Source organism: Methylobacterium sp. (assembly GCF_019750675.1).
Classification (GTDB): Bacteria; Pseudomonadota; Alphaproteobacteria; order Rhizobiales; family Beijerinckiaceae; genus Methylobacterium.
Window position 1 is genome coordinate 1 of sequence record NZ_JAIEOF010000057.1, and the last position, 10,963, is coordinate 10,963.

At 71.2% G+C, this 10,963-nt stretch carries 11 protein-coding genes; 6 read left to right on the forward strand and 5 right to left on the reverse strand.

The genetic code is table 11. The features are described 5' to 3' along the window. Positions 1-107: 107 nt before the first annotated feature. Together K2X24_RS02815 and K2X24_RS02820 are read right to left on the reverse strand one after the other, a co-directional pair. A complete protein-coding gene (locus K2X24_RS02815; protein ID WP_292494435.1) occupies positions 108-779 on the reverse strand; it encodes an aldolase in 672 nt (223 codons plus the stop codon). A 35-nt stretch (positions 780-814) separates the two neighbouring features. Beyond that, positions 815-1,825, reverse strand: a complete 1,011-nt coding sequence (locus K2X24_RS02820; RefSeq protein WP_292494455.1) for a LacI family DNA-binding transcriptional regulator — start codon at positions 1,823-1,825, stop codon at positions 815-817. Between the two features lie 240 nt (positions 1,826-2,065). Between K2X24_RS02820 and K2X24_RS02825 the strand changes: the two genes are divergently transcribed. The 6 genes from K2X24_RS02825 to K2X24_RS02850 all read left to right on the forward strand — a co-directional run bounded on the left by K2X24_RS02825 (position 2,066) and on the right by K2X24_RS02850 (position 8,421). Beyond that, the gene (locus tag K2X24_RS02825; RefSeq protein WP_292494437.1) at positions 2,066-3,382 is read left to right on the forward strand and encodes an MFS transporter; all 1,317 of its coding nucleotides are present in this window, start codon (positions 2,066-2,068) and stop codon (positions 3,380-3,382) included. 76 nt (positions 3,383-3,458) lie between these two features. Further along, positions 3,459-4,376, forward strand: a complete 918-nt coding sequence (gene ltnD / locus K2X24_RS02830; RefSeq protein WP_292494439.1) for an L-threonate dehydrogenase — start codon at positions 3,459-3,461, stop codon at positions 4,374-4,376. An 11-nt stretch (positions 4,377-4,387) separates the two neighbouring features. After that, the gene (gene otnI, locus K2X24_RS02835; protein ID WP_292494441.1) at positions 4,388-5,185 is read left to right on the forward strand and encodes a 2-oxo-tetronate isomerase; all 798 of its coding nucleotides are present in this window, start codon (positions 4,388-4,390) and stop codon (positions 5,183-5,185) included. Further along, positions 5,182-6,471, forward strand: a complete 1,290-nt coding sequence (gene otnK, locus K2X24_RS02840; protein WP_292494443.1) for a 3-oxo-tetronate kinase — start codon at positions 5,182-5,184, stop codon at positions 6,469-6,471. The genes otnI and otnK overlap by 4 nt, the downstream gene beginning before the upstream one ends. Before the next feature lie 26 nt (positions 6,472-6,497). Then, a complete protein-coding gene (denD, locus tag K2X24_RS02845) occupies positions 6,498-7,457 on the forward strand; it encodes a D-erythronate dehydrogenase (protein ID WP_292494445.1) in 960 nt (319 codons plus the stop codon). Positions 7,458-7,935: 478 nt separating this feature from the next. Continuing rightward, positions 7,936-8,421 carry a hypothetical protein gene (locus tag K2X24_RS02850; RefSeq protein ID WP_292494447.1) on the forward strand — a complete coding sequence of 162 codons (486 nt, stop codon included), beginning with the start codon at positions 7,936-7,938 and terminating at the stop codon, positions 8,419-8,421. A gap of 225 nt (positions 8,422-8,646) precedes the next feature. Here the strand turns inward: K2X24_RS02850 and K2X24_RS02855 are convergent, their stop codons facing one another. From K2X24_RS02855 to K2X24_RS02865, 3 genes are all read right to left on the reverse strand, one after another. Then, on the reverse strand, positions 8,647-9,651 hold the full coding sequence (locus tag K2X24_RS02855) for an aldo/keto reductase (RefSeq protein WP_292494449.1): 1,005 nt from the start codon (positions 9,649-9,651) through the stop codon (positions 8,647-8,649). Positions 9,652-9,674: 23 nt separating this feature from the next. Then, the gene (locus tag K2X24_RS02860; RefSeq protein WP_292494451.1) at positions 9,675-10,598 is read right to left on the reverse strand and encodes an acyltransferase domain-containing protein; all 924 of its coding nucleotides are present in this window, start codon (positions 10,596-10,598) and stop codon (positions 9,675-9,677) included. A 13-nt stretch (positions 10,599-10,611) separates the two neighbouring features. Continuing rightward, positions 10,612-10,963: triphosphoribosyl-dephospho-CoA synthase (locus K2X24_RS02865; protein ID WP_292494453.1), on the reverse strand; the 352-nt coding region annotated here is incomplete at its 5' end.

Here is a 10,963-nt window from a genome sequence, read left to right on the forward strand (position 1 = left end):
GTGCGACGCGGCCCGAGGGTCCCTCATGACCCTGACCCTGCCCACAGGGGGAAACACCTCGATGGCAGGCTACCGGCGGCGCTTGCGTGGCACGCCGCCGATGCACCTCAATGCCCGTGGTCGTGCCCGTCATGGTCCGGCAGGGTCAGACCGAAATGGCTCACCAGGTCCTGCACCTGGGCCGGGCTGAGGTGGCGCGGGTTGAGGTTGCGGAGCAGCAGGTAGAGCTTGGCCGTCTCCTCCAGTTCCTCGGTGGCGAAGACCGCGTTCTCCAGGGTGGAGCCGGCCACCACCGGGCCGTGGTTGGCCAGCAGCACCGAGGCGTAGCGGCCGGCGAGGCCCCGGATCGCGTCCGCCACCGCCGGGTCGCCGGGGCGATAGTAGGGCACCAGGGCGGTGGCCCCGGCCCGCATGAGGTAATAGGGGGTCAGCGGCGGCAGCACCGCCTTCGGGTCGATCTCGGGCAGCATCGACACCGCCACCGCGTGGGTCGAATGCAGGTGGACGATGGCGCGCGCCTCCGGGCGGCTGTCGTAGAGGGCCGCGTGCAGCGGGATCTCCTTCGTCGGCGCATGCCCTGAGACCAGGGCGCCGGTGGCGTCGAGGCGCGCGATCGTGGCCGGGTCGAGGAAGCCGAGCGAGGCGTTGGTGGGCGTCACCAGCCAGCCGCCGTCGTCGAGGCGGAGCGAGATGTTGCCCGACGAGCCCGGCGTCAGGCCGCGCTCGAACAGCGAGCGGCCGAACCGGCAGATCTGTTCGCGAAGCTTCGAGTCGCTCATGGCAATCCTTCAGGTCACCGGAGGAGGGGACGGTCTCAGGCAGTGGCGCCCGCGATCAGTTCGTAGCCGAGATCGACGGTCTCGGCCGGGCCGTCGGCGGCGAGGCGCTCGACCGCGACCGCGCCGATCTCCAGGCGCGGGGTGCGGATGGTGGTCAGGGGCTGGGGCATCGCGGCGGCGATGTCGAGGGCGTTGAAGCCGAACAGGGCGAGGCGCCCCGGCACCGCGACCCCCTCCGCGAGGCAGTGGAAGTAGCCGCCGAGCGCCATGTCGTCGTTGGAGAAATAGACCGCGTCGAGGTCGGGCCGGCGGGCGAGGAGCCGCCCCAGGGCCGCGCGCCCGGCCGCCGCCGAGGAGGGACCGGGCGCGATCTCGGTCTCCGCCAGGGGGTGCCCGGCCTCGCGCAGGGTCTCGCGGAAACCGGCGAGGCGCTTGGCCGCGCGCAGGTCCAGCGCGATGTCGTGGCCGACATAGCCGATGCGGCGGTAGCCCCGCGCCAGCAGGTGCCGGGCGCTGTCGCAGCCGACGCCCCGGTTGGAGAACCCCACCACGATGTCGAGGCCGTCCCCGTCCGTGTCGATCATCTCGACGATGCGGATGCCGGAGGCGCGCAGGCGCGCGCGCGCACCCGCCGTGTGCTCGAGGCCGGTGACGATAAGGCCGGCCGGGCGCCAGGAGAGGAGGGCGCCGATCAGGGCCTCCTCGCGTGCGGGGTCGTAGTCCGAGACCCCGATCACGCTCTGGAAGCCGTCGCGGTCGAGGGCCGCGTTGGCGCCGCGCAGCAGGTCCGGGAACACGATATTGGTGAGCGACGGGATGATGATGCCGACGAGCTTGGCCCCCGCCGTGGAGCCGGAGCCCGCCAGCATGCCGGCGAGGCGGTTCGGCACGTAGCCGAGGCGGGCCACGGCTTCCGCCACCCGGTCCTGCGTGCGCTTCGAGAACGAGCCCTGGTTGCGCAGGACCCGCGAGACCGTGCTCTCGCCCACACCCGCCGCGCGGGCGACGTCGGACAGGGTCACGAGCCGGCGCTCTGGCTCATGCACGTTCATCGCTGGGTCCGTCCTGGGTTGGGGCTCGGGAGACATCGGAGCGGGAAAGACCGGAGCCGAAGACCCCCATAGGAAGATCTCCATAGCAAGGTTAGCCGACCACAACAATCAGATTGGCAGCGCTGCCAAACCCTGTTATCCAAGATGCAAGCGCTGCCAAAACGAGTCGCGCCACGACAAGAAGCTGCAACGTCAGAACGGCCCACCGCACAGCGGGCGCCGGCAGGAGGAAACATGAGTGTGCAAGCCGCCAGCGCGCGGGGCATCGATGCGCCCGCAGGGGACTTCGTCGAACAGACCTACCGCAAAGTCTTCTGGCGGCTCGTGCCGTTCCTGATGCTCTGCTACGTGGTCGCCTATCTCGACCGCGTGAACGTGGGCTTCGCCAAGCTCCAGATGTCCCAGGAGCTGGGCTTCAGCGAGACCGTCTACGGCCTCGGCGCTGGCCTGTTCTTCATCGGCTACTTCCTGTTCGAGGTGCCCTCGAACGTCATCCTGCACCGGGTCGGCGCCCGGGTCTGGATCGCCCGCATCATGGTCACCTGGGGCATCATCTCCGCCGGGTTCATGTTCGTGAACTCGGCCACCTCGTTCTACATCATGCGCTTCCTGCTGGGGCTGGCGGAAGCCGGCTTCTACCCGGGCGTGATCCTCTACACGACGACCTGGTTCCCGGCGCATCGCCGCGCCCGGGTGATCGCGGTGTTCATGTCGGCGATCCCCGTCTCGGGTATCTTCGGCAACCCGCTCTCGGGCTGGATCATGGACGCCTTCCACGGCACGTCCGGCCTCTCGGGCTGGCAGTGGATGTTCCTGATCGAGGCGGTGCCGGCCGTACTCGTCGGTCTGGCCGTGTTCTTCTACCTCGACAACCGCCCGTCCGAGGCCAAGTGGCTCAATCCGGCCGAGCAGCAGGTCATCGAGCGCGACATCGCCGCCGACGGCGCCGGCAAGGAGTCGAGCCCGCACTCCATCGCCACCGTGTTCCGCAACGGCCGGATCTGGTTCATGAGCCTGATCTACTTCGCCTTCGTCACCGGCCAGTACGGCCTGACCTTCTGGATGCCCACCATCGTCAAGGCGTCCGGCATCCAGGGCAACCTGAACATCGGCCTCGTCAGCGCGATCCCGTTCCTGTTCGCGGTGTTCGTGATGATCTTCTTCGGCCGCAGCGCCGACCGGATGCGCGAGCGCCGCTGGCACCTCATCATCCCGGCCCTCTGCGGCGCGGTGGGCTTCGTGGTCGCCGCCAGCACGGGCAGCACCGTGGTCGCCATCGCGGCCCTCGCCGTGGCGGCCGGCGGCGTCCTCACCTGCGCGCCGCTGTTCTGGTCGCTGCCCACCGCTTTCTTGAGCGGCGCGGGGGCGGCCGCCGGCATCGCGCTGATCAACTCGGTGGGCAACCTCGCGGGCTTTGCCAGCCCCTACGTGATCGGGGCCCTGCGGGATTCCACCGGCAGCACCGCCGCCGGCATGTACGCGCTCGCCGCCATGCTGGTGATCGGCGCGGTCTGTGTGTTCGTCACCCCGAAGCACGTGGTCAACCGCTGAAGGCCGGAGAGCCGGCGGGCCAGCCCCGCCGGCCGTTCCCACCCCGCGCCCCGTCAAACCGCCAAAGGGTCATTCCATGAGCAACTCCCCCACCGCCCAGCGCGCGGCCGTGATCGGCCTCGGCTCCATGGGCGCCGGCATGGCCGGCGCGCTCCTCCGGGCGGGCTTCCAGGTTTCGGCCTGCGACGTGAACCGCCAAGCCGTCGCGCGCTTTGCGGCGAACGGCGGACAGGCGGCGGCGAACCCGGCGGCGGCGGCGGAGGGCGCCGACGTGGTGGTCTGCGTCGTGGTCAACGCCGCCCAGACCGAGGCCGTGCTGTTCGGCCCCGGCGGGGCCGCCGAGACCATGCGGGCGGGCGCGGTGTTCGTCTCCTCCGCCACCATGGACCCGGCCATCGCCCGGCGCCTGGCCGCGCGCCTGGAGGAGACCGGGCGCCATTACCTCGACGCGCCGATGAGCGGGGGTGCCGCCCGCGCGGCCACGGGCGAACTCACCTTCCTGGCCTCCGGCACCAAGGCGGCCTTCGACGCGGCCCGCCCGGCGCTCGACGCCATGGCGGGCAAGCTCTACGAGCTCGGCGACGCGGCCGGGCAGGGCGCGGCCTTCAAGATGATCAACCAGCTGCTCGCCGGCGTGCACATCGCCGCCGCGAGCGAGGCCATGAGCTTTGCCGCCAAGCAGGGCCTCGATCTGCGTAAAGTCTACGAGGTCATCACGGCGTCCGCCGGCAATTCCTGGATGTTCGAGAACCGCATGCCGCACGTGCTCGAGGGCGATTACAGCCCGAAGAGCGCGGTCGACATCTTCGTCAAGGATCTGGGCATCGTGCAGGACATGGCGCGGGCGGAGAAGTACCCCGTGCCGGTGGCGGCGGCCGCCCTGCAGATGTTCCTGATGGCCTCGGGTTCCGGCATGGGCCGGGACGACGACGCCTCGGTGGCCCGCCTCTACGCGCAGGTGGCCGGCGTCACCCTGCCGTCACCCAAGGCCTGAGGGAGGAACCGATGCCGCGCTTTGCCGCCAACCTCACGCTGATGTTCACGGAACACGCCTTCCTCGACCGCTTCGCGGCAGCCGCGGAGGCCGGCTTCACCGCGGTGGAGTTCCTGTTCCCCTACGACCACCCGCCGCAAGCCATCGCCGAGCGCCTGGCCCGGCACGGCCTGACCCAGGCCCTGTTCAACCTGCCGCCGGGCGACTGGGCGGCGGGCGAGCGCGGCCTCGCCGCGCTTCCCGACCGGTTCGCGGAACTCCAGGCGGGCGTCGAGACCGGCCTGACCTACGCGCGGGCCACCGGCGTCGCCCGGCTCCACCTCATGGCCGGCATGGCGGATGCCGCCGACCCCGACGCGCAGGCCGCCTATCGCCGGGCCGTGGCCTGGACCGCCGAGCGCGTGGGCCGCGAGGGGCTCGACCTCGTGCTGGAACCGATCAACGGCCGCAACATGCCGGGCTACTTCCTCGACGACTTCGACGCGGCCGCCCGCCTGATCGAGGACCTCGCGCTGCCGAACCTCAAGCTCCAGTTCGACCTCTATCACTGCCAGATCCTGCACGGGGACGTGACCACCCGCCTGCGAGACCTAATGCCGGTGGTCGGCCACGTGCAGACCGCGAGCGTGCCGGCCCGGCACGAGCCCGGCACCGGCGAGATGAACGACACCTTCCTCTTCGCCGAACTCGACCGGCTCGGCTACGCGGGCTTCGTCGGCTGCGAGTACAACCCGGCCGGCGGCACCGGCGAGGGCCTCGGCTGGTTCGCGCCCTATCGCGCATCCCAGGTCGGAGCGAGCCCCCGATGAGCCTCGCCCTCGGATCGGTCGCCGACGACTATACCGGCGCCTCGGACCTCGCCAACACCCTGACCAAGGGCGGCCTGCGCACGGTGCAGACCATCGGCATCCCCGCCGCCGACCTCGATCTCACCGGCGTCGACGCCGTGGTGGTGGCCCTGAAGAGCCGCTCGATTCCCGCCGCCGAAGCGGTGGAGCGTTCGCGCGCGGCCGACACGTGGCTGCGCGGGCGGGGTGCGGCCCACGTCCTGTTCAAGATCTGCTCGACCTTCGACTCCACCGACGCGGGCAATATCGGCCCCGTGATGGACGCCCTGCGGGCCGATGCCGGCGAGGCCATCGCCCTCGTCACCCCCGCCTTTCCGGAGACCGGGCGGACCGTCTACCAGGGCCACCTCTTCGTCGGCGCGGTGCCGCTGAACGAGAGCCCCCTCAAGGATCATCCCCTGAACCCGATGCGGGACGCCAACCTCGTGCGGGTGCTCGCCCGCCAGAGCGCGGCGGCCGTGGGCCTGGTGGATTGCGCCACCGTCGCGCGGGGCCCCGAGGCCGTGGCCGCGCGCCTCGACGCGCTGGCCGCCGAGGGCATGGGCGCGGCCATCGCGGACGCCGTCGTCGAGACCGACCTCGAAACCCTCGGGGCGGCGGCCCTTCGCCACCGCGTCTCCGTGGGCGCCTCCGGCCTCGGCCTCGGCCTCGCCCGCGCTCTGGTCGCGGCCGGACGGGCCTCGGCCCCCGACAGCGCGGCCGATCTCGGCGCGCCGGTCGGCGGCCTCGCCGCGTGTCTCGCCGGAAGCTGCTCGCAGGCGACGCTCGGCCAGATCGCGGCGGCCGAGGCGCAGATGCCGGTGCGCCGCCTCGATCCCGAGGGGGTGCTCGCCGGGGATTCCGAGATCGAGGCCGCGCTCGCCTGGGCCGGCGAACATATCGGCGCCGGCCCCGTCCTCATCGCCAGCAGCGCCGCGCCCGAGACGGTGCGCGCCCTCCAGGCCCGCCACGGCGGCGACCGGGTCGGCCACGCGCTGGAGGACGCGCTCGCCCGCATCGCGGAAGGCCTGGTGGCGCGGGGCGTGCGCCGCCTCGTGGTGGCGGGCGGCGAGACCTCCGGCGCGGTGGTCGACCGGCTCGGGCTGAAGGCCTTCCGCCTCGGCCCCGAGATCGCCGCCGGGGTGCCGGTGCTGCGCACCCTGGGGCAGGGGGCGGCCGGCCCGAGCGATCCCATGCTGCTCGCCCTCAAATCCGGCAATTTCGGCGGCCCCGACTTCTTCTCCCGCGCCCTCGACCTGATGCGCTGAACGCCACCCACGGAGACGGACGACCCATGCACGCTCTCATCCTCGGCGCCGCCGGCATGATCGGCCGGCGCCTCGCCGACGCCCTCGCCACGCAGGGCGACGCCCGCAGCCTCACCCTGGTGGACGTGGTGGAGCCGACCGCGCCCGCGGGCTTCACCGGCCCCGTCGTCACGGCCGCCGCCGACCTCTCCGTGCCCGGTGCGGCGCAAGCCGCGCTGATCGGCCGGCCGGACGTGATCTTCCACCTCGCGGCCATCGTCTCGGGGGAGGCCGAGGCCGACCTGGAGAAGGGCTACCGGGTCAACCTCGACGCGACGCGCCTGCTCCTCGATGCGATCCGACACGCCCATGCGGCGGAGGGCTACCGCCCGCGCGTGGTCTTCACCTCGTCGCTGGCGGTGTTCGGGCCGCCGCTGCCGGGGGTCATCCCCGACGACATGATCCTGACGCCGGCCACCTCCTACGGCACGCAGAAGGCCATGGGCGAGTTGCTGCTGGCCGACTACAGCCGGCGCGGCTTCCTCGACGGCATCGGCCTGCGCCTGCCCACCATCTGCGTGCGGCCGGGTAAGCCGAACAAGGCCGCCTCCGGGTTCTTCTCGGGCATCATCCGCGAGCCGCTGGCCGGCCAGGAGGCGGTCCTGCCGGTGCCCGACACCGTGCGCCACTGGTTCGCCAGCCCGCGTTCGGCCACCGAATACCTCCTGCACGCCGCCCGCATCGACCTCGGCGCCCTGGGTCTGCGCCGCAGCCTGACCATGCCGGGCCTCTCGGCCACCGTGGCCGACGAGATCGAGGCCCTGCGCCGGGTCGCCGGCGACGCCGCCGTGGCGCTGATCCGGCGCGCGCCGGACCCGGCGATCCAGGCCATCGTCGAGACCTGGCCGGAGGCCTTCGACACCCGCCGCGCCCTCGACCTCGGCTTCAAGGCCGACGCCAGCTTCGACGCACTGGTGGAACTGCACATCGCCGAGACGCGGGGCTGAGCGAAAGGGACTCGGCGCGGATGGCCCGTCCCCTCCCTTTGCGGGGAGGGGACGGGGTCCGAATCCAATCGGCTTGACCGTGCGAAGGGCTATTCCAGGCTGGGCAGCGGCGATTGGCTGACGTTCCAGGACCGGACATTCGGCTTTGCACCGACTTGGCTGACACGTCATCCGCTCGATCGAAGCGGATGACGTGTCAGCCAAGCCCACGCGGCGCGTGAGCGAAGCCCGAATCTGCCGTCCCGAACGCGATCCGGCAGGGATCGCCGGAAGGGATCAAGCAGATTTGGTATCATTCCTGTGGTTCCTCCGTTGAACAGGAGTTTCACAGAGACCGTGGAACCGAAAAACGCGAGCCAAGCACGGCGATCGATCGCCGTGCACCAAAAATGCGTCTCCACGTGAATTATGTTGCAGATTGCGTTTGACTCGCACGCACGGGCCACGGAAAAATCCCGCGTTGCTGCGAGGAAATTCCATGCGCTTGTTCTGTACCGCCGTTGCGCTCACGCTGTCGTTCGCGGCACCTGCCTGGGCAAGGAATTTCGCATTCCCCCCATCCAATCCGACAGCCACCGTTTCAATTCCCGACACGTGGAAGACCGAAGCCGTCGAGTACGGGTTCGAAGCCAGATCGCCTGACAACGATGTCTACCTCTCCATCGAAACGGCCTCTGCGAAAGCCATGAACAAAATGCTCGCCGACAATATGGCGTGGATGAAGCGCAACAAGATCAGCGTCACCGGAAAACCGAAGGAGAATGACGTCAATCTGGGTGGACTCCAGGGCAAGATGCAGATCTTCCCGGCCAAGGACGAGAACGGCGAGACGCAGGTTATGCTTATCTATGCCGAATCAGACCAGCGCCTCATTTTCATCACGCTGTGGGCATCGGAAGATGAGCAGAAATCGAACGACAAAGACATCAATACGATCATGAACAGCATCAAGACGATTCAGTAGGCGACCTGCGGCGACAGAACGGTAAGCCGACGCCGAGGGTTCAGGTCTCCTACGGTTTCCGGGTGATGGCTTCGGTCTGCTTGTGCGCGACGTGCTCCCTCTCCTTCGGGAGAGGGTTGGGGTGAGGTGTGATCCATCTCCGGAAAGGGCACACACCTACCCTGTCCCTCTCCCGAAGGAGAGGGGACCCGCGCCAGAACCCGAACGATTCAGCCGAAAACCGTATCACCCCACCACCCGCCCCTCGATCGGGTAGGCCGGGTCGTTGTAGCCCGGCGTCGAGGGGTGGCCGGTGACGACGTGGGCGTCGACCAGGGCCTCGTCCTCGGCCGTGAAGGTGTAGCCGAGCGCGCCCAGATACTCGGCCCACTGCGCCTCCGTGCGCGGCCCGGCGATGACCGCGGTGACGAGGCGGTTGGCCAGCACCCAGTTCACTGCGAACTGCCCCGCCGTCAGGCCGCGCGCCGCCGCATGCGCCTGGAAGGTGCGGGCGATCCTCAGGGATTCCGGCCGCCACTCGGTCTGCATCATGCGGGTGTCCTGGCGGCCAGCCCGGGTGCCCTCGGGGGCGGGGGCGTCGGGGTCGTACTTGGCGGTGAGAACGCCGCGCGCCAGGGGCGAGTAGGGCACCACCCCGAGGCCATAATGGGCGCAGGCCGGCAGGTGCTCGGTCTCGGGCATCCGGTTGAGGGCGTTGTAGTAGGGCTGGCTCACCACGGGCCGGTCGATGCCGAGTTCGTCGCAGAGGCGGCAGATCTCGGCCACCCGCCAGGCCCGGTAGTTCGAGACGCCGAAGTAGCGGATCTTGCCCTGGCGCACGAGGTGCGCGATGGCGCCGACCGTCTCGGAGAGCGGCGTCTCGTGGTCTTCCTTGTGGAGGTAGGTGATGTCGATGACGTCGGTGCCGAGGCGTTTCAGGCTGGCCTCGGTGGCGCGCAACACGTGGGCGCGCGACAGGCCGCGGTCGTTGGGCCCCGGCCCCATCGGGTTGGCGAGCTTGGTGGCGAGCACCCAGGCCTCGCGGTCGGCCCGGATCGCCCGGCCCACCACCTCCTCGGAGCGGCCCTCGTTGTAGGCGTTGGCGGTGTCGAGGAAGTTGATGCCCGCGTCCCGGGCGCTGTCGATGATGCGGCCGGCGGTGGCTTCGTCGGTGGGGCCGCCGAACATCATGGTGCCGAGGCAGAGCGGCGAGACCTTGAGGCCCGAGCGGCCGAGAGTGCGGTACTGCATCGTGGCATGTCCTCCAGGGGCGTTCAGGCCCCGTTCCTGATCCATTGCACCAGACCGGCGGCGGTCCGGAAGTCCTCCAGGGCGTGAACCCGCGCCTCCGGCAGAGCCGCGCGGGCCATGGTGGCGAGGGCGTGGCCGGGGCCGAGCTCCAGGACTTGGGTCGCGCCGAACTCGCGCACGCCTTCCAGGCAGGCGGCCCAGTCCAGGGTGTGCGAGATCTGCGCGGCGAGCTTGGGCAACCCCGCATCCGGGCGGAACACCGCCGCCCCGTCGAGGCCGCTGAGGAGGCGCGGGCTCGGGCGCGGCGGGGTCGCCAGGGGCGCCGCGTCGAGGTGGTCCCGGAAGGTCTCGGAGGCCCGCGCGAGGAGCGGCGTGTGCGAGGGGATGTGGACGGGCAGGCGCACCGCCCGCGCCGCGCCCGCCGCCAGGGCCTCGGCACAGAGGGCGTCCAGCGCCGCGACGGCACCGCCCACCACCACGCTGTCGGCGGCGTTGCGGATCGCCGGATGGCAAGCCTGGGCCTCGGCCATGGCGAAGGCCCGCGCGGCGGGCAGGCCGCGCAGGCCGACGAGGCCGTAGCCGGGGCCGGCCGCCGCATCCATCGCCTCGGCGCGGGCGGCGGCGAGGTCCAGCACCGTCTCGGGCGCGAACAGGCCGGCGCAGCCGAAGGCCGCGAGATCGCCGATGCTGTAGCCCACCACCACGCAGCGGGCGGGCCGCGCCGCCCGCACCAGGGTCCAGGCACTGAGCCCGGCGACGCAGCACAGGATCTGCCCGGTGCGGTTGGCGTGCAGGTCCGCCCCCGAATGCACGAGGTCGCGGGGGTCGCGGCCGAGGAGGGGGGTCGCGGCCGCGAAGACGCCCTCCGCCTCCGGCAGATCGGCGGTGAGCTCGAACATCTTAGGATGCTGGCCGCCCTGGCCGGAGAGCAGGACCGCGAGGGTCAAGAGCGTTCCGGGGTCATGGCCGCTCCCAGGCGTCGACGAACAGCGTCATGGCGAGGAGGTCGGCCGCCCCGCCGGGACTGAGGCGGCGGGCGACGAAGGTCCGATGCAGGTCTTCCGCCCGCGCGAACCAGTCGTCCCGCGCAATGCCGCCCTCGGCGACGAAGCGGGCGGCTTCCCCCCGCGCGAAGGCATACCCCTCCGGCCCGCCGCGATGCAGGAGGTTGGTGTCCTCGAGGGTCGCGACGAGGGCGAGGCAGGCCTCCACCCGCGCGGCTTGCGGCGCCCCGGGGCGGGCGGCGCGGGCCCGGCGCAGGGCGGGCAGGCCGGTGCCGTAGAGGCTCGGAAACCCGGCCGCCGCCTCGGCC

Bases quoted from the DNA above. Each gene is read 5' to 3' on its own strand.
- K2X24_RS02855 (WP_292494449.1), bottom strand. From the start codon at position 9,651: ATGCAGTACCGCACTCTCGGCCGCTCGGGCCTCAAGGTCTCGCCGCTC.
- K2X24_RS02825 (WP_292494437.1), top strand. From the start codon at position 2,066: ATGAGTGTGCAAGCCGCCAGCGCGCGGGGCATCGATGCGCCCGCAGGG.
- denD (WP_292494445.1), top strand. From the start codon at position 6,498: ATGCACGCTCTCATCCTCGGCGCCGCCGGCATGATCGGCCGGCGCCTC.
- otnK (WP_292494443.1), top strand. From the start codon at position 5,182: ATGAGCCTCGCCCTCGGATCGGTCGCCGACGACTATACCGGCGCCTCG.
- K2X24_RS02850 (WP_292494447.1), top strand. From the start codon at position 7,936: ATGCGCTTGTTCTGTACCGCCGTTGCGCTCACGCTGTCGTTCGCGGCA.
- otnI (WP_292494441.1), top strand. From the start codon at position 4,388: ATGCCGCGCTTTGCCGCCAACCTCACGCTGATGTTCACGGAACACGCC.
- K2X24_RS02815 (WP_292494435.1), bottom strand. From the start codon at position 779: ATGAGCGACTCGAAGCTTCGCGAACAGATCTGCCGGTTCGGCCGCTCG.
- ltnD (WP_292494439.1), top strand. From the start codon at position 3,459: ATGAGCAACTCCCCCACCGCCCAGCGCGCGGCCGTGATCGGCCTCGGC.